This is a genomic window from Streptomyces sp. BL1, from assembly GCF_057628045.1.
In genome coordinates, this window is record NZ_JBXYWZ010000002.1 from 6,212,520 (window position 1) to 6,229,995 (window position 17,476).

The 17,476-nt window shown below is 71.2% G+C and carries 14 protein-coding genes; 5 read left to right on the plus strand and 9 right to left on the minus strand.

Going from position 1 to position 17,476, the window contains the following annotated elements; translation table 11 throughout:
• From narJ to AC3AGO_RS27305, 3 genes are read left to right on the plus strand one after another with little or no spacing between them, the layout of a single operon-like run.
• The gene (narJ, locus tag AC3AGO_RS27295) at window positions 1-654 is read left to right on the plus strand and encodes a nitrate reductase molybdenum cofactor assembly chaperone (protein WP_487824843.1); all 654 of its coding nucleotides are present in this window, start codon (window positions 1-3) and stop codon (window positions 652-654) included.
• Complete coding sequence (gene narI / locus AC3AGO_RS27300; RefSeq protein ID WP_487822884.1) at window positions 654-1,373, plus strand: respiratory nitrate reductase subunit gamma; 720 nt, start codon at window positions 654-656, stop codon at window positions 1,371-1,373. Before narJ ends, narI begins: the two co-directional genes overlap by 1 nt.
• The gene (locus AC3AGO_RS27305; RefSeq protein WP_487822885.1) at window positions 1,370-2,590 is read left to right on the plus strand and encodes an MFS transporter; all 1,221 of its coding nucleotides are present in this window, start codon (window positions 1,370-1,372) and stop codon (window positions 2,588-2,590) included. The genes narI and AC3AGO_RS27305 overlap by 4 nt, the downstream gene beginning before the upstream one ends.
• Window positions 2,591-2,654: 64 nt before the next feature.
• Here the strand turns inward: AC3AGO_RS27305 and AC3AGO_RS27310 are convergent, their stop codons facing one another.
• Window positions 2,655-3,818, minus strand: a complete 1,164-nt coding sequence (locus AC3AGO_RS27310; RefSeq protein ID WP_487822886.1) for a DUF5925 domain-containing protein — start codon at window positions 3,816-3,818, stop codon at window positions 2,655-2,657.
• A 234-nt stretch (window positions 3,819-4,052) separates the two neighbouring features.
• On the opposite strand from AC3AGO_RS27310, the gene AC3AGO_RS27315 reads away from it, so the two are divergent.
• Window positions 4,053-5,402: a xylan 1,4-beta-xylosidase gene (locus AC3AGO_RS27315; RefSeq protein WP_487822887.1), complete on the plus strand. Its 1,350-nt coding sequence runs from the start codon at window positions 4,053-4,055 to the stop codon at window positions 5,400-5,402.
• 108 nt (window positions 5,403-5,510) lie between these two features.
• On the opposite strand, the gene AC3AGO_RS27320 is transcribed toward AC3AGO_RS27315, so the two are convergent.
• From AC3AGO_RS27320 to AC3AGO_RS27350, 7 genes are all read right to left on the minus strand, one after another.
• Window positions 5,511-9,173 (minus strand): lipopolysaccharide biosynthesis protein, encoded by a 3,663-nt coding sequence (locus AC3AGO_RS27320; RefSeq protein WP_487822888.1) that lies wholly within the window; start codon window positions 9,171-9,173, stop codon window positions 5,511-5,513.
• Window positions 9,170-10,042, minus strand: coding sequence for a polysaccharide deacetylase family protein (locus AC3AGO_RS27325; RefSeq protein ID WP_487822889.1), 873 nt, complete (start codon window positions 10,040-10,042; stop codon window positions 9,170-9,172). Before AC3AGO_RS27325 ends, AC3AGO_RS27320 begins: the two co-directional genes overlap by 4 nt.
• Window positions 10,039-11,136, minus strand: a complete 1,098-nt coding sequence (locus AC3AGO_RS27330; protein ID WP_487822890.1) for a glycosyltransferase family 2 protein — start codon at window positions 11,134-11,136, stop codon at window positions 10,039-10,041. The genes AC3AGO_RS27325 and AC3AGO_RS27330 overlap by 4 nt, the downstream gene beginning before the upstream one ends.
• Window positions 11,133-11,954 carry a glycosyltransferase family 2 protein gene (locus tag AC3AGO_RS27335; RefSeq protein ID WP_487822891.1) on the minus strand — a complete coding sequence of 274 codons (822 nt, stop codon included), beginning with the start codon at window positions 11,952-11,954 and terminating at the stop codon, window positions 11,133-11,135. The genes AC3AGO_RS27330 and AC3AGO_RS27335 overlap by 4 nt, the downstream gene beginning before the upstream one ends.
• Window positions 11,955-12,315: 361 nt before the next feature.
• Window positions 12,316-13,416, minus strand: a complete 1,101-nt coding sequence (locus tag AC3AGO_RS27340) for a GNAT family N-acetyltransferase (protein WP_487822892.1) — start codon at window positions 13,414-13,416, stop codon at window positions 12,316-12,318.
• Between the two features lies 1 nt (window position 13,417).
• Window positions 13,418-13,801 carry a hypothetical protein gene (locus AC3AGO_RS27345; RefSeq protein ID WP_487822893.1) on the minus strand — a complete coding sequence of 128 codons (384 nt, stop codon included), beginning with the start codon at window positions 13,799-13,801 and terminating at the stop codon, window positions 13,418-13,420.
• A 146-nt stretch (window positions 13,802-13,947) separates the two neighbouring features.
• The gene (locus AC3AGO_RS27350) at window positions 13,948-15,702 is read right to left on the minus strand and encodes a serine/threonine-protein kinase (protein WP_487822894.1); all 1,755 of its coding nucleotides are present in this window, start codon (window positions 15,700-15,702) and stop codon (window positions 13,948-13,950) included.
• A 168-nt stretch (window positions 15,703-15,870) separates the two neighbouring features.
• Here AC3AGO_RS27350 and AC3AGO_RS27355 point away from each other — a divergent pair, with 168 nt between their 5' ends.
• Window positions 15,871-16,137, plus strand: a complete 267-nt coding sequence (locus tag AC3AGO_RS27355) for a hypothetical protein (protein ID WP_487822895.1) — start codon at window positions 15,871-15,873, stop codon at window positions 16,135-16,137.
• Window positions 16,138-16,225: 88 nt separating this feature from the next.
• Here AC3AGO_RS27355 and AC3AGO_RS27360 read toward each other — a convergent pair whose 3' ends face one another.
• Window positions 16,226-17,416, minus strand: coding sequence for a type ISP restriction/modification enzyme (locus tag AC3AGO_RS27360; protein WP_487824844.1), 1,191 nt, complete (start codon window positions 17,414-17,416; stop codon window positions 16,226-16,228).
• Between the last annotated feature and the right edge of the window lie 60 nt (window positions 17,417-17,476).

Here is a 17,476-nt window from a genome sequence, read left to right on the forward strand (position 1 = left end):
ATGAAGCACGGCAGGCGGTCGTACGCCGTCGAGCACCAGGCGGCGGCGCGCTGTCTGACCTACCCCGACGCACAGTTCCGCGCGGACCTGCCGGTGCTGCGCAAGGCGCTGAAGGGGCGGCGCGGCGCACCCGCGCGCGAGGTGGGCGCCTTCCTGGACTACGCGGAGGCCACGGGACAGCAGCAGCTGGAGCAGCACTACGTGCAGGTCTTCGACTTCAAGAACCGCCGCTGCATGTACCTCAGCTGGTGGACCGACGGGGACACCCGGCGGCGCGGGGAGAGCCTCGTCTGCTTCAAGACCGCATACCGCGCACACGGGTTCACGTTCGAGGACGGCGAGGAACTGCCCGACTTCCTGCCCGCCGTCCTGGAGTTCTCGGCGCTCGCCGGCACCGACGAGCTGCTGCGCGAGCACCGGCCGGGGCTGGAACTGCTGCGGCTCTCGCTGACGGAGGCGGACACCCCGTATGCGCGGCTGCTGGAGTCCGTGTGCGGGACGCTCCCCGGCGCCTCGCCCAGGGACCGGGCCGCAGCCCGGGCGATGGCCCGCACCGGGCCCCCGCAGGAGACGGTCGGTCTCGTCCCGTACGGGCAGACCCCCGCAGCCGCCGACGCCGACCGTCAACTCCCCGTACTGACCGGAGAGCAGTGATGCACACCCTCCTGTGGACCGCCCTGCCGTACGTCGTCGTCGTGCTGCTCGTCGCGGGCACCGTCTGGCGCTACCGCTACGACAAGTTCGGCTGGACGACGCGCTCTTCGCAGCTGTACGAGTCGACGCTGCTGCGCTGGGCCTCGCCGGCCTTCCACTACGGCATCCTGTTCGTCCTCGTGGGGCACCTGGTCGGCCTGTTCATCCCGCAGGCATGGTCGGACGCGGTGGGCATCAACGAGCACGTGTACCACCTGTTCTCGCTGTACGGCGGGACGCTGGCGGGTGTGCTGACCGTGCTGGGCATCGCGCTGCTGGTCTACCGGCGGCGCACCAACGGGCCCGTGTTCCGGGCCACCACGGTCAACGACAAGCTGATGTACCTCGTGCTGCTCGGCGCGATCGTGATGGGCATGTGGGCCAAGCTCGCGCACGCGGGCGGCGACGGCTACAACTACCGCCAGACGATCGGCCCCTGGACGCGCAGCCTGTTCACGCTGCAGCCCGACACCGCCCGGATGGAGGGCGTGCCGGTGCTCTACCAGATCCACATGGTGGTCGGGCTGGTCCTGATCGCGCTCATTCCGTACACGCGGCTCGTGCACATGTTCAGCGCGCCCGTGCAGTACCTCTTCAGGCCGTACATCGTCTATCGCAGCCGGGACGAGAGCCAGTTGGCGGCTCGTGCCGAACGCCGCGGTTGGGAGCGGGTCCAGTGAACGCGCAAGTCTCTCCCGGACACGCACCGGCCCCGGCCGCGGACGACGCCCCGTCAGGAGTGGCGTACCGCAACCTGATCGTCGCGACGGTGCTGTTCGCCGTGACGTTCTGGGCGTGGAACCTCATCGCGCCGCTGGGCGCGGACTTCGCGGCGAAGGTCGGGATCTCGTCCTTCGCGCAGTCCGTGATGGTCGCCGTTCCGGTCCTCGTCGGTTCGCTGGGCCGGGTGCCGGCGGGCGCGCTGACCGACCGGTACGGGGCGCGGGTGATGTTCCCCGCGGTGACCGCGCTGACGATCGTCCCCGTGCTGCTGCTGACGGTCGTGAAGGACTCGTTCGCCGGGCTGATCATCGTCGGGTTCTTCCTCGGCCTCGGCGGCACGACCTTCGCCATCGGCATCCCGCTGGTCAACTCCTGGTTCCCGCCCGCCCGCAGAGGTCTGGCACTGGGCGTCTTCGGCATGGGCATGGGCGGTGTGGCTCTGTCCGGCTACTTCACGCCGCGGATGTACACGCAGGGAGCCAACCTGCCGTTCTTCGTGGTCGCCATCGCGCTGGCGACCTGCGCGGTGCTCGGCGCGCTGCTGGTGACCGACAGACCGGACCGCAAGGTGCCCACCGAACCGCTGGGCAAACGGCTGGCGGAGGCGGGCGAACTGCGGGTCACCTGGGAGCTGTCCGCGCTGTACGCGATCGGCTTCGGCGGCGTCGTGGCGTTCGGCGTCTACCTGCCGACGTACCTGAAGACCTGGTACGAACTGTCGCCGACGGACGCGGGCACGAAGGCCGCGGGCTTCGCCCTGGTGACCGTCATCTTCCGGCCCGTCGGCGGCTTCCTGTCCGACCGGGTGCACCCGGCGGTCGTGACGGCGTGGGCGCTGGGCATCGTCGCGCTGTTCGCCATCGTCCAGTCCTTCGACCCCCACCTCGCCCCCATGGGCACCATTGCGCTGCTCGTGATGGCGGCCGGACTGGGCACCACCAGCGGCAGCGTGTTCGCGCTCGTGTCCCGCGTCACGCCGCAGGCACAGGTGGGAAGTGTCACAGGGATCGTCGGCGCGGTCGGCGGACTCGGCGGATTCGTGCCGCCCATCGTCATGGGCGCGATCTACAGCGCGAAGGAGTCCTACGCGATCGGCTACATGCTGCTGGCCATGCTGGCGCTCGCCGGGTGCGTGTACGCGTACGGACGGATGCGGGACGCCGGGACGAGCTGAGAGCGGCGGAACCGCGGACGAGGGCGGGGTACGGGCCGGGCGCCCGTGCCCCGCCCTCGCCGCGTCACAGGTAGAGGCCTGCGCCCTCGCGGTCGGACTGGGCCGGAAGGGAGTTGGGGGAGGTGCCCTTGCGCAGCGCGTACAGCTCGGCGAGCGTCGCGCCCTCCCGGCCGATGCCGTCCTCCGTGCCCAGCCAGTTCACCGCCTCGTTGCGGGTCAGCGAGCCGACCTCGATGCGGGCCAGGCAGCGGCCGGGGCGAACCACCGCCGGGTGCAGCCGCTCCAGGTCCTCGTTGGTGGTGACCCCCACGAGGACGTTGCGGCCCTGGCCGAGCAGCCCGTCCGTCAGGTTGAGCAGCCGGGAGAGCGCCTGCCCCGCCGCGTGCTTGGCCTCGCCGCGGATCAGCTCGTCGCAGTCCTCGAGGAGCAGCAGCCGCCAGCGGCCCTCCTCCGCCTCGGTGTCGTCCGCGCCGATGGCGATGTCCATCAGATAGCCGATGTTGTTGAACAGGTGCTCCGGGTCGAGCACACAGTCCACCTGGCACCAGTCGCGCCAGGACCGGGCGAGCGTCCGCAGCGCGGAGGTCTTCCCCGTACCGGGCGGGCCGTGCAGCAGGAGCAGCCGGCCCGAGATGTCGTCCGGGGTGAGCTTCATCAGCTCGTCCATGGACGTGGCCACCGGCGCCGTGTAGTTGGACCGCACCTCCTGCCAGGTGCCGGCCGTGATGGTGCGCGTCGTACGGCGCGGGCCGCGCATGGGGGAGTGGTACCAGAAGCCCATGGAGACCTTGTCGGACTGCGGCTCCGGCTCGTCCTCCGCGCCCTCGACCGCGGCCTCCAGCTTCTCCTTGGCGAGCTCGTCGCTCACCGCCGAGATCGTCACGTCCGCGCCGTGCTGCCACACGGCCACCAGCGCGGTCCAGCCCTCGCCCTCGGCGAGGGTCGTGACGCGGCCCTCGGCCCGCGCCTCGCGGAGCACCGTCGCGCCCGGCGGCAGCAGGGTGCGGCCCTTCTTCACCCGGTCCACGGACTGGGCGCGCGTGTACGGCTGCACCCCCCTGGTGAACCGGCCCAGGAACAGGGCGTCGATCACGTCGGAGGGCGAGTCGGTGTCGTCGATGGAGAGGCGGGCCTGGAGGGCGTCCTCGGGCGGGACCGGAGAAGTCAGGGGGTCACTCCTGTCGTCAGGTGTGGACAGCGGTCGGCGGTGCGCAGACATGGCGCACATGATCCGGCATGTGACCCCGGTCGTGCACACCCATTCCACGTGATGCGCAGGGAATGCCGGATGTGACGCACGGGGATGTTACGCACACGTTTTCCAGAACCGGGCATTCGGACCATCCGCCCCGATACGCTGTCACGGACGGTCCGACGGTGGCGTAGGGGAGAGCGGCACGGCGGGAGGACAGTGGGGCGGCACAGTGGGGGACGGGCGACGATGAACGTGGCGAAATCACGCATGGCGGGAATAGCGGGGGCCGCCATCGTGGTGGCGGGGCTCTTATTGGCGACGTGCGGCTTCCCGCAGGGGAGTTCCGGCGGACAGGGCGGCGAGGGCGTGTTCGGCGAGCCGACGCCCCTCACGACGCGGCCCGGCACGGAGCTCGGCTGGGGCTTCACGCACACCGCGGACAGCGCGGACGAGGGCGAGAAGAAGGCCGTCGACAGAGCGGCAGGCGTGCTGGACGACGTGAAGCTGCCGCAGAACCAGCACATCATGGGCTGGGGCGCGGCCAACCCCGAACCCTCGCCCGGCTCCTACGACTTCTCCGACCTGGACCGGCGTGTCGACCTGATGCGGCGCACCGGCAAGCCGCCCGTCATCACCCTGTGCTGCGCGCCGGACTGGATGAAGGAGGACGGCAAGCAGGGCAAGACGGACTGGGGCGAGCTGGAGACCGCGCCCAGCCCGCGCTACTACGACGACTTCGCCGAGCTCGCCGGGAAGGTGGCCAAACGCTACCCGGACGTACGGCACTTCATCGTGTGGAACGAGCTCAAGGGCTTCTACGACGACAGCCGTGGGCAGTGGGACTACGAGGGGTACACCCGCCTCTACAACCGCGTCTACACGGAGCTGAAGAAGGTCAACCAGGACAACCTCGTCGGCGGTCCGTACGTCGTGATGGACAGCGTGGGCAAGGCCAGCGTCAACGCGTCGGACGAGACCGGCCCCTGGGGCGCGCTCGACCAGCGCGCGCTCGACGTGGTGCGGTACTGGAACAAGCACAAGAAGGGCGCCGACTTCGCCGTCGTGGACGGCCCCACCTACTCGATGGACGACCGGTACGTGCCGGACGAGTTCACCGCGACGGAGAAGCTGACCGCCGTCAGCAAGTGGGTCCGCAAGGAGACCAAACTGCCCCTGTGGTGGGCCGAATGGTACGTGGAGACCGGCGACGAGAACGACGAGCGGGACAGCTGGAGCGAGCAGCACCGGCTGGCGGTCCAGGCGGCCGGGCTCGCGGCGATGGCCCGCGGCGGCACCGCCACCGCCTTCTACTGGAACCCGCAGAACCAGGGCGCGAAGTGCGCCGGCTGTCTGTGGCGCAGCACCGGGCTCGGCGACGGCGGCGGCGAACTGCCGATGATGCGCCTGCTGGCCCGGTTCGACAAGGAGTTCGGCCCCGGAACCGACTTCGAGAAGGTGTCCGTCGCCGCCGATGACCGGCCCAATGTGTCGGTGCTCGCCGACGACGACGCGGTGCTCGTCGTCAACAAGCTCGGCCGGAAGATCCAGGCGAAGGTCGACGGACAGTCCTTCGAGATGAAGGGCTACGGGGTGCGCTGGCTGGACCGCAAGGACTGACCGCTCCGCCGCACGGCGGCGAACACAGTGATGCCGGGCGCCCGTTCGGGCACCCGGCATCACTGCGTCAGGCTCGGCATTACCGCGTCGGACTCGGCATCCTCCGCGTCAGGACATCGTCCAGAAGCGCTGGACCAGCACGCCGAGGAAGAGCAGCAGCAGCGGCAGCGAGAACCAGAGGGTGCTCTGCAGCCAGGCCGACTTGCGCTCGCTCGGCCGGACCGCCACCCGCACGATCTCCCGCGCGCCCAGCAGCAGGATCAGCGCCACCGCCGCCAGGCCGCCCATCACCGACCACGAAGTCCACGTGATCTGCGGACCGATGGGCCCGGGGTCGGCGGCCTCCGCCTTGCCGGACTTCTGGTCGCGCAGCGTGTAGATGACCGCGTCCTCGTTGACCATGACCCGGCGCAGCTCCTTGCGCTTGTCCAGCGTGTCGGTGAGCCGCTGCTGCCAGTCGGCCGCGTAACCGGCCTTGAGGTTGAGATAGGTCGACTGGCTCTCGTTGAGGATCAGATACGAGTTGGGCCCGGCCTCCCGCAGCGCCTCCACCACCGGCGATGCCTTGGTGGGGTTCAGCGGCGCGAGAGTGGGCCTGTACTCCACCCGCTCGGCGTCCTTCGCGCCCCACGGCATCGCCGGAGTGACGTCCTCGACGGTGTCGTTGGTCATCCACAGCAGCCGTGCGGTCGGCTTGTCGTGCGCGTACACGTACTGCATGGCCTCGACCTCGCCGGCCCGTACGCGCTCGAAGGACTCGTTGCCCCAGCGCGCCACGAAGAAGCCGCCCATCAGGACGATGCCCGCCAACAGGGCGCACAGCGGCGGCACATGGGCACGCCAGCGTGCCCCGTCCCGGTGCCCCGAGGGGCGCGGCCAGAACGCGAACGCCCCCAGCACACAGGCCGCGGGAGCCGCGAAGAGGAACACCCGCAGGGCGATCTCGCCGCCGTACGACTGGGCGCCGAAGGCGAGGAACGGCAGCCCCATGAGCACCGCGAGCGAACGGTCGGAGAAGCCCGCGAGCCGGCGCCGCAGCAGGCCGAAGGCGGCGAACACCAGGGTGCCGCCCGCCAGCGCGACCCGTACGTACAGCACCAGCTTGTGCGTCTCGCTGCCGCCCTCGATACGGCCGGACACGGACGAGGTCACGTTGCCGCCGACGCCGCCGACGCCGCCGAACAGCTCCTCGAAGTGGCCCGCCCAGTACGGCTCCGCGAGGAAACCGACCCACACGGTGACCAGTACGCCGCACAGCAGCGGCAGTCCGTACAGCGTGGTGCGCCGCGCGATGGCCAGACCGATCAGCACGCCCACCATGACGAACGGGGTGAGCTGGTGGCCGGCGACGGACGCGATGAACAGGGACAGCAGGACGCACAGCAGCACCGCGCGCTCGCCGCGCCGTTCGGGCCCGGGTACGTCGTCCGTCTCGCCCGGCTGGAGCTTCCCGCGGCGCAGCGGCCGCGGCTCCCGGAACCACACCAGCAGCAGTGCCACGAACAGCAGATAGAACAGCAGGGTGAAGCCCTGCGGGGAGAAGTAGTCCTGGCCGACCCAGCCGCACAGGGCGAAGAACCAGACCGCGCACCATTTGGCACGCCAGTGCGCCTTGACGGCCTTCAACAGGACGGCCAGCGGCGCCAGATAGGCCAGCTGGATGACGGTCGGCCACCAGCGGATCAGCCCGGACAGATCGTCGACTCCCGCGGCCTGCGCGAGGAACGCGGCACCCGCGAAGAAGCCCGGCCAGCTCCAGCGGGCGTCCATGTCGGGCGCCGTGGTGCCGGTCCGCTCGATGAAGTCCATGAAGCCCAGGTGCTGCCAGGCCGTCGGGAACCGCGGCTGACCCTCCATCAGGGACGGCACGGCGTGCAGCGAGATCACCGTCAGGATCAGCGCCACCGCGAGGAACGTACGGTGCTGCCGTGCCACCCACAGACCGCCCGCGAACGCGCACACCAGCAGCACGGCACCCACCAGGGTCGCCGCCGGCAGCACGGTGACGAGCCCCAGCCCGCCGATCTTCTCCAGTTCGGCCTCGCCCATGCCGCGCAGCGGCAGCCAGTACAGCGCCATGGCGACGCCCAGCAGCGCCCACAGGGCGGTGCCGGGGCTGCCGCGCAGGCGGTCCAGCAGGTCCAGCAGCCGGTGCATCTGCGCTCCCGGACGCAGTGGTTCCTCGGGCATCGGTGTGCCGCGGGGCGGGGTCACGCTCGGGTAGCGCTCCAAATGGTCCACGTCGGCGCGGAGCTGGAGAGTCGGCTCCTCCGCCTCGTACCGGGTGTGCGCCCAGCTCGGCGGGCGCTTGCCGCCGCCCTTGCCGTCCCCGTCCTCGACGCCGTCCCCGGCGTCCCCCGCGTCGCCGTGCACGGCCAGGTCGGCCAGGTCGCCGTCCGGCGCCGCCGCGGCGCCGTGCGACACCTTCGGCGCCGTCCTCAGCACCACGTACAGCTTCCGGCCCGCGATGGACGCGATCAGCGCCAGACTGCTGATCTCCGCGACGCCGGCGCCGGTGAGGCCCATCTTCGGCAGCAGGCCCACGGTCAGGGACAGCACCATGACGCACAACAGGCCCTGCAGCCAGGCGAGTCCGGAGGTGCGGCTCTGCGCGCGCAGCACCCCGTAGTACACCTCGATGACGACGCGCAGCAGCGCGCCGACCGCGTACCAGCGCAGCAGCGGTGTCGCCGCGTCCGCGTAGCCGTCGCCGAAGACGCCGAGGATCTGCGGCGCGAAGACGAACAGGAAGCCGCAGACCGGCACCATGATGATCGCCATCCGGCGCAGCGCGGCACGGCAGTTGGCCGCCAGCGCTCCGGGATGGTGCGAGCCCTCGACGGTCAGCGAGGCGCCCATGTTGATGGCCAGCAGGTTGATCGTGCCGCCGATGACGGACGTGATGTAGAAGTACGCGTTGTCGGCCGAGCTGATCTGCGAGGCCACGATGACGGGCACCAGATAGACCACCGCGAGCGAGAACAGCGCGCCCGTGTAGTCGCCCGCGAGGAAGCGGCCCATCTCCCGGTAACCGGCGGGCTGCGCCGTCTCCTTGGTGGCCTGCACGTGCATCGGCACCAGTTTGCGGAAGACCAGCCAGCCCAGCGGCACCGTGGACAGCAGAATGGCGACCGCCCACGAGACGAAGACGCCTGTCGTGGGGATCGCCGCCGCCAGCACGACGAGCAGGATCAGCTTCGCCGTGGAGAACACGGTGTTGCCGACCGGCACCCATTTCGCACTGCGCAGCCCCGTCAGCACACCGTCCTGCAGGGTCAGCAGGGACCAGGCGAGGACGGCGGCGAGGAACCCGAGGCCGGTCAGCCAGCCGTGCAGAAACCGGTACGAGGGGCCCCACCAGTCGAGCGTGATCAGGAAGAGCAACGCCGCGAAGGCGACGATGGCCGAACTCGCCCCGTACACCCGGAGTATCAGCCCGCGTGTGGTGCGGCCCGCCACGGGTATGAAGCGGGCCAGCGCGCCGATCAGCGTCACGGCGGTGAGTCCCGCGAGGAACTTCATCGCCGCGATCGCCGCCGAACCCTGGCCCACCGCGTCGTCGCTGTAGTACCGCGCCGCCACCACCCAGTAGCCGAGCCCCAGGACGGCCGAGATGCCCGTGTTCAGCATCAGCGCATAGGCGTTCCGGAAGAGCTGGTTGCCGCCGCCCTTGCCGCCGGCGCCGGTGCCCTTGCCGCCCTTGGTGCCCGGTCCGCCGCCCGCCGTGCCCTGGCCGGCAGCGGACCGTACCGGAGTGGTGGTGTCAGTCACGTGCTCTGCGTCCCTCGGTTGCGATGCTGTCGGTTGCCGTCCCCGGAAGCGGTGAACTGCCGTACGGCGCGCAGTGCCCCGCGGGAGCGCCGCAGCACCGCGTACCCCTTGGTGAGCACCTGGTCGCGGGCGAAGTTCCGGCCGATGCCGTGCCCCTCGATGAGCCGCCGGAACTCGGCGGCGTCCGTGGAGCGCCGCACCGTCAGCCGGGTCAGCGAGTACGGGCCCTGACTGCCGCCCGCCAGCGCGTTGTTGACGGCGAGCGCCTGGTCGAAGCCGCCGCTCCGGACGGCCTGCCGCACCCGCCGGCTGGAGTAGCCGTACGGGTAGGCGAAGGAGACCGGTTTGACGCCGGTCTCCACGGCCACCAGCTCGCGGCAGCGCTCGATCTCGTACGCGAGCACCTCGTCGTCCAGCTGGTCGAGCTGCGGATGGGTGTGGCTGTGCCCGCCGATCTCGACGCCCTGCTCGGCCAGTTCGCGCACCTGGTCCCAGTCGAGCATGGTGTCCAGGGCCTTGCCGTTGTCGTACTGGCCGCGCAGCCAGCCCGTGGAGACGAACAGCGAGGCGCCGAACCCGTGCCGGCGCAGGACGGGCAGCGCGTGCCGGTGGACGCCCTCGTACCCGTCGTCGAAGGTGACGAGCACCGGACGGTCCGGCAGCGTGCCGCCGGTACGCCAGGCGTGCCCCAGCTCGGCCGTGGTCAGCGGCGTACCGCCGTACTCGGAGATCAGGTTCATCTGTTCCGCGAACGCCTCGGGCGAGACGGACAGTTCGAACGCCGCCTCCGTGGGGGCGTGTCCGACCGCGTGATACATGAGGACCGGCACCGGTCTGCGCATGCCGTCGTGCTGTGTGTGTCCGCTCATCCGGCAGCCCCCTTCTGCGCCGCGCCGTCCGTGCCGGAGTCCGCAGTGTCCGTGCCGTCCTGCGGCAGTCCGGCCACCGCGAACCGGACGCCCCCGCGCCGTGCGCGCAGACCGCCCACCGCGTAACCGGCGGCCGCCGCCGCGACGCCCGCCACGATGGCGCCCGCGCGTCCCGCGCCGCCCGGCCGGGCGTGCAGCCAGTCGCGCATACCGCGCGCCACACCGGCGGGCAGCACCCGCGTGGTGTAACTGCGCTCGGTCGCCAGTCCGTCCTGCGCACCGACGCTGGCAGCCACCAGCGCCTTCGAAATCCCCTCCGCGTACGCCCTCTTGGGCAGGTAGCGGAACCTCTCGCGGTCGGCGGGCACCCTGTGGTGGATGACCGCTCGGTCGTCGATCAGCAGCACGGCATCCGGCCGGGCCTGCCGCAGGCGGATGCACAGCTCGGTCTCCTCGCCTCCCAGCGGAAGACCGTTGCCGTCCCGCCCGATGCCGCTGGCGAAACCGCCCGCGGCGTCGAACGCGACGCGCCGGAACGACGCGTTGCCGCCCAGCACGTTGCGTACCTGCACACGGCCCGTCGGATGCCCCTTGTACATGCAGCCGACGACCCAGTCGAACTCCTCGGGGAACCAGGCGGGACGCCGGCCCGAGTCCCAGGCCGGCTCCGTACGCCCGCCGACGGCCAGCACCCGCGGATCGTCGTAGCCGTCCGCGAAGTGCCGCAGCCAGTCGCGCTCCGCGACCGCGTCGTCGTCGAGGAACGCGATGAACTCGCCCGCGGACTCCGCGATTCCGGTGTTCCGTCCCGCGGAGAGACCACGGGGGCCCGCGTTGGCGAGCACCCGCACCTCCGCCGCGGTGCCGGAAGCGAACGTGTCGTCCGCGTAGTGCTTCTCCAGCCGTTCCCGCAGCACCGCATTGTGGTCGACGACCAGCAGCGTCTCCAGAGCCGGCAGGGACTGCTCGCGCACGGAGTCCACCGCGGCGAGGATGTCGCCCCAGCGGTCCTCCGTGTAGACGCAGATCACCACCGAGAACTGCCGGGACCGGCCGGCGGGCAGTGGCTGCCCGCCGGCGTGCGCTTCGGTCACCTGCCCTCCCGCAGTGTCGCGGCGCGCACGGCGCTCGGAGAGGCGACGCCGCGGCTGTGCCGGCCGCCCCGCTCGCGCAGGATCACCTTGAGCACGCGGATACCGTCGCGCACCGCGCGCAGGTTGCTGACACCGTGGATGCGCTCGTACTCGTAGCTGGGCACTTCCTGCACACGCAGGCCCGCCTTGACGACCCGGATGTTCATCAGCGTCTCGACCTCGAAGCCGGTGCAGTCGAGCGTGATGTCGTCCAGGCAGTGCCGCCAGAAGGCGTTGTAGCCGTAGCACAGGTCGGTGTAACGGGCGCCGAACTTGCGGTTCACGACGCTCGTGAGCACCCAGTTGCCCAGCTTGCGGATGGGCGTCATGTCGTCCGTACCGCCGCCGTTGGCGAAACGGGAGCCCTTGGCGAAGTCGGCACCGCCGACCAGCGCGGAGACGTACCGCATGATCTCTTCGCCGTCCATCGAGCCGTCGGCGTCGGTCATCACCACGATGTCGCCCGTGCAGGCGGCGAAGCCGCTGATGAGCGCATCGCCCTTGCCCTTGCCGCGCTGCGGCACGACGACGACGTCGGAGCGCAGTTCGCGCGCCACGGCGACGGTGTCGTCGGTGGAGTTCCCGTCGACCAGGACCACTTCGTGGATCCAGTCGGGCAGGGACTTGAAGACGTACGGAAGGTTCTCCGCCTCGTTCATGGCCGGGATGACCACGCTGATGAGCGGGGCTATCGCCATGTGGGTGGAGACCGGTCGGTACTCCGGGAGCTGCGGTTCTTCGGGAGTCGGCTCTGTTAACGGCCGCGCAACGAAGGTCATTTTGTTGTTCCCTCTCGTCCGGTGGACCGCCCACCCCCGGGCGGTCCGGATCTGTGTCCGGTTCGAAAGGGGGGTTGCTGCTCCACGTCCAGTGGAGCGCTGGCATACGTAACTTCCCGCGCGGCCCGCATTCCGGCAGCAGCCACCGCGGTGTGTCCACCACAGTGCTGTCCCGTCGGATACGGCACCCCCCTACCGCGCCCCGCTTCTACTGCTCACTTCGGCTGTGCCCTCCCCAGAGCCGTCGCCAGTGAGCCCCCAGTCGATGGGGCTGATGCGGGTGGATGTACGACAGTATTGACCCTTCAGTCCCGATGGCAAGACCTGGAGCGTCAGCTCCCGGTTTGTCACGGGCGCGGCCTCACCTCCTCCTAGAACGGATGGAACCCACGCGCTTGAGCACCCTGTCGGCGGGGCCGAACAGTTCGGGGTGCCGCTCCACGCTGTTGCGTGCGGCCCGCAGAGGGGCGCGCTGCAGACGGCGTGCCACGGCCGCCGGGTGCGGACGGGTCACCCAGCCCTCCCGCACAGTGATCGCGCGGGTCTTGAGGGTGTCCTTGTAGGCCTTCCGGCCGCGGCCCAGGTCGAGATACGACAGGCCCTCGGCCGCCGACTCCTCGGCCATGTGCAGAAAGGTAGCCAGGCCGGGCGAGTAGCGGCCGAACTCCGGGTCGTACGCGGGAAACCAGCAGGTGAGCACGCGGTCCGAGCGGAGTCCGAAGTTGCCCGCCACGGGCCTGCCGCCCGCGTACAGCATCGACAGCTGTCCGGCGAAGGATTCCGACCGTGTGTGGAACAGCTGGTCCACCAGCCGTACGATCCAGTCCTTCGCGAACCTGTCGCCGCGCCCCGTCCGCTGGTACTGCGCGGACTTCCAGTCCATCAGCACCCGCAGCATGGCCGGGTCGCGCTCGTCGTGCACATAGCGTACCTCGCCGGCTTCGCGGCCCATCTTGCGTTCCTTGTAGCGCATGCTGCGCACCGAGGACGCCGACTTGCCGCGCAGATACGCGAGATACGCGTCGAAGCCCTGGTCCAGGTCGATCACCGGTGAGTCGAATTCACCCGTCACACCGGAGCCGAACGCCTGCTGGTCCTCGACGAGATGGTCGAACTCCCACATGGCGAGCCCGCAGGCGCGCAGGAGTTGGCGCGCGTCCCACGTGAAGCCCGGTCCGTGCACCATGCCCTGCGCGTCGGAGTAGCCGAGCGCGACGGCCTGCCCGACGCCGAACGTCCCCCGCTGGTACGGGAGGAAGGCCGCCGGCTCGCCGTTCTGGTCGCGGTACACGGCGACGCGCACGCCGCCCCTGCTGCGGGACACGGCGAGCGAGAACTCCGGTGACAGGAACGGGTCGGCCAGCTGCGGCGCACCGTGCAGATGGGCCTTCCTCTGGAACGCGGACCATGCCGCCCGGTCGGCGGCGGTCAGCTCGCCCGGGCGGTACACCTGGATCTCCACGTCAGCCGTCCTGTCTGGCGCGGCCGTCGCTGCGTCCGGAGCCCGGGGGCCCGTAGGCCAGAGTGGTCAGCAGAAGCGCGGCACTCAGCACGGCGACGGTGAGTACCCCGCCGCGGAAGGACCACACATGCGTCGCGATCATCACCTGGGCGACGAGCAGGTCGAACGCCGCGGCGCCGATGACGGCGACCACCGCGCGAGTGAGGATGTCGAGCCGCGGCAGCGCGGCGGCGATGGCCGCGGCGGGAGCCGCGAACAGGAAGAACAGCGCGAACGGCGCGCGCAGCGGAGAGTCCACGTCCGCGAGCGCGAGTGCCGCCCCCACACCGCCCACTCCGACGGCCGCGCCGGCCGCCAGCGGAAGCGATTCTCCTAACCCGGACACCCGTGCGGTCCCCGTGGACCGCTGGGGGCCGTCCGACTCCGAACCGCCCCCGGATATGCCCGTGTTGGATCTCTCAAAGATCTGCATTGGTGGCTGGTCCCCCCGGAATGCCCCCTGAAGCGAAGGATGCCGCAGGATGCGACGATTCAATGTGACGTGGCGGGCGTGCTTCCGTCAAGTCGGTACGGTGAAGGTGACTGATAGGTGCTGGGCCGGGTCGCTTCCGGGCTCGCCGTGTGGGTCGGTGAAGTGCTGGTCGTGGGGGTCTCGTCGGGTGTCGGCGAGTAGCTCGGCGGGGTGCTTTCGTCGGCGCTGTCCTCCGGAGTGGAGTACGGGTCCGCCGACTCCGTGTAACCGTCGTCCTGCGCGCACTTGACGCTGAACGGGACGTGCTGCGACTCCGACTTCCCGGGCGAGGTGACCCGCAGGGCGACCCAGCCCTCAAGTGCGCCGTCCGGATTGTGGCTTGTTTCGGTGTGACGGACTGTGCGCTGTTTCGGGCCGCCGGAAGTGAAGTCCACGACCTTGGTGGACGAGGCGCCGTCACCCGTCACCCAGGTGTAGCTCACCTTCACCGGCAGGTTCCGCACCGTCAGCGTGCCGGTGAAGTACGGCGCCCGGGACCACGGCGGCGGGCAGTCGCCCGTGAAGCTGTCCCGTACGGCCTTCAGGCTCGCGGTGACCTTCTGCCCCTGGCCGTCGCCGCCGCCGTCACCTCCGCCGTCCGTGCCGCCGGAGTTGCCGCCGTTCTGCTGTCCGCCGTCCCCCGAACCGCCCTTGGACGCGGGCGTTTTGTCGCCGCTCAGCCCCCATACGAGGCCGGCCACGGCGAGCACGGCGACCAGGGCCGCGGCGAGCAGCCAGACCGCCCGGCGGCGCCCTGTCCGCGGACGGGGCGTCTCGCCGGTGGGCCGCGGCTCGGACGGGAAGACCGCGGGGCCGAAGCTGCCGCTCCCGCCGGTCGCCCCCGTCGTGGCGGCGGCCGGGGACGCGCCCCACGAACCGGAGCTCAGCGATGTCGGCGAGTACGCCACCGGCGGGGCGGGCGCGGGGTGTTGAAGCTCCGTCTCCGGATCCCGCGGGTCGCCGCCGGCAGCCACGATGCCCAGCAGCCGCGCCGTCTCCTCGGCGGACAACCGGTCGTCCGGCTCCTTGTGCAGCAGTCCCTCGATGACGGGAGTGAGCGGTCCCGCGTGCAGCGGCACCCGCGGCTCCTCGTCCACGATGGCGCGCATCGTGCTGAGCACCGAGTCGTAACGGAACGGCACCCGGCCCTCGACCGCCGCGTACAGCAGCACGCCCAGCGACCACAGGTCGGAAGCCGGCCCCGGCGGCCGCCCCATGGCGCGCTCCGGCGCCAGATACTCGGGCGAGCCCACCAGTTGTCCCGTCAGCGTCAGATGGCTGCTGCCCTCGACGACGGCGATGCCGAAGTCGGTGAGCACCGTACGGCCGTCGTTTCCGACCAGGACATTGGGCGGTTTCACGTCCCGGTGCAGTACACCCACGGAGTGCGCCGCGCGCAGGGCGGACAGGACCTCCGCAGCGGTGGCCGCGGCCCGTTCGGGGGGCTGTGGCCCCTCCGTTGCGAGCACCTGGTCGTACGACAGGCCGCGTACGAGTTCCATCACGATCCACGGGCGGCCGTCCTCGGTGACCACGTCGTACACAGTGACCACATTCGGATGGGCGATCCGGCCGGCCGCCCACGCCTCCCGTTCGAGGCGCGAGTGAAGGTGATGCACGTCATGTTCGCTGAGTACGTCGGGTGCCCTGACCTCTTTCACCGCGACGTCGCGGGCCAGCCGTTCGTCGTACGCCCGCCAGACCACGCCCATGCCGCCGCGCCCCAGTTCGTCGCGCAGCCGGTACCGCCCTGCCAAGACCCGCTCTGCGCTCATGGCGCCCCCTCGTTCCCCCGGTGCTCGGATGCTGAGCGCTGCCGCCATGTTCGTCAACCGGCGTGTGGGGCAGGTGAATCCGGTGACCGGGATACACGTGTGTCGTGCTCGGGCGATAGGGTTACTCTGCCCGGGCGGCCGGGTGCCCTCGTACGGGTGGGGAGTGTCATGGAACAGATAACAGTGAGCAGCAGGGCGCGAGTGCCTGCGATCAAATGCGGGACGGGGGCGACCAGTTCGCGCCTCGACCGGCATCTGGCCGTGCTCGCGGGCCCCGCTGTGCCACAGGGCGAGACGCAGGAAGCGACCACGCTGATGCGGGAAATAACACAGCGGGACGCCGCGCGGAGCCGGTCCAGGAACCGGGGGGCGCGGGTGTCGCTGCTGGCGCCGCTGCGGAAGCTGCGGCGCAGCCTGTTCGGCGGGCGCGACTGAATTCGGGTCGAGCCCTGTGCGGCTGGCGGAGGTCTTTCGACCTCCGCCGGGCCGTGCCCCTCACCCCCGTCTGTCCGCCCGTCCGCCGCTAGAGCAGCGTGAGCTGCCCCTCCGGGCCCTCTTCCTCCAGGTCGAGGACCGAGGCCGGGACGCGTGCTGCCGCCGCCGGCGGCAGCACCCCCGCCGCACGCAGCTCCGCCGCCGTCACGGCGGGGGCTTCCAGGGCCGACGCCGCCACGGCCCGCCGTTCGTCGCGCAGTTGTGCCAGCAGCGTCAGCACCGTGATCAGCTCCAGCAGTTCCGACGTCCACTCCTGCGGCCACTCCCGGGGCCGCACCGCCGCCAGAGTGCCCGGCTCCCGCGGGCCGGTGCGCTCCGTGAACCAGCTCTCCAGCACTCGTACGCCGCCCGTCTCGTACTCCCACGCCGCCCGGTCGACCGGCGCCACCCGGCCGCTCTCCCCGAAGCACAGTGCCCGCTCCTCCTCGTCGTAGCGCAGCTCCTCCGGAGGGGTGGCGATGTCGAGCGGGGCCCGTACGTACGGCCGTTGGCCGCCCGGCAGCCGCGGTCTGCCCGCGGAGCCCGCGCCGTCCGCGTCCGCGCAGCGGTCGCCCCGGGTGTGCAGGCGGAGCACGCGCCGCCCCGACTCCACGCCGTGCCGCCACAGTTCGGGGTCGGCGGTGAACGGCACTTCGTGGGAGCCGAGTGCGGCGATCCACGCGAAGACGTCCTCCGGGCCGGCGCGCAGCCCCAGCCGCTCCGTCAGCAGGTCCGACAGGCCGGGGGCGAGGTTCGGTTCGCGGCCGCCGCGCCGGCGGTAGAGCGGGCGGATCCGGCCCGGTCTGCCCGCGGGTGAGTGGCCGTCCGGCAGCAGCGCGCTGAACGTCAGGGTGTCGCCGCTCAGCCGGGGGTCGGCCGCGGCCTCCACGAGGTGCAGCTGGTGCTCGTCCCGCACCCGCCACAGTTCGGCCCTGGCCGCGTCGAGCAGCCGGTGATCGGGGATCAGCCACTGCTGGTCGAAGGGGCCGTGGAGGATCTGTACGGGTTCCGGGCAGCCGCCCGTCTCGTCGCGCAGCCGTGCGGCGGCCGGTGCGGGGATGCCGGGCAGCGGGGCGACGGCGGTGCGCGGCGTACGGGCCCGGCTCGGCCGGAACAGCGCCGTGCGGGCGGCCTCGCCGTCGGCACGTATGAGGGCGCTCCAGCGCCGCGGCAGGCTCGCCCGGTCCGGCGCCAGCACCCAGCCTCGCCCCGTCCGCAGCGGGGCGACCGACCAGGGCATCACGTCGTCGAGCAGCGGCAGATGGGGCAGCGGTGCGTTGTCGGTCACCGCTCGATGCTA

Bases quoted from the DNA above. Each gene is read 5' to 3' on its own strand.
- AC3AGO_RS27310 (WP_487822886.1), bottom strand. From the start codon at position 3,818: ATGTGCGCCATGTCTGCGCACCGCCGACCGCTGTCCACACCTGACGAC.
- AC3AGO_RS27350 (WP_487822894.1), bottom strand. From the start codon at position 15,702: ATGAGCGCAGAGCGGGTCTTGGCAGGGCGGTACCGGCTGCGCGACGAA.
- AC3AGO_RS27355 (WP_487822895.1), top strand. From the start codon at position 15,871: ATGGAACAGATAACAGTGAGCAGCAGGGCGCGAGTGCCTGCGATCAAA.
- AC3AGO_RS27325 (WP_487822889.1), bottom strand. From the start codon at position 10,042: ATGAGCGGACACACACAGCACGACGGCATGCGCAGACCGGTGCCGGTC.
- AC3AGO_RS27315 (WP_487822887.1), top strand. From the start codon at position 4,053: ATGGCGGGAATAGCGGGGGCCGCCATCGTGGTGGCGGGGCTCTTATTG.
- narI (WP_487822884.1), top strand. From the start codon at position 654: ATGCACACCCTCCTGTGGACCGCCCTGCCGTACGTCGTCGTCGTGCTG.
- AC3AGO_RS27360 (WP_487824844.1), bottom strand. From the start codon at position 17,416: ATGCCCTGGTCGGTCGCCCCGCTGCGGACGGGGCGAGGCTGGGTGCTG.
- AC3AGO_RS27335 (WP_487822891.1), bottom strand. From the start codon at position 11,954: ATGACCTTCGTTGCGCGGCCGTTAACAGAGCCGACTCCCGAAGAACCG.
- narJ (WP_487824843.1), top strand. From the start codon at position 1: ATGAAGCACGGCAGGCGGTCGTACGCCGTCGAGCACCAGGCGGCGGCG.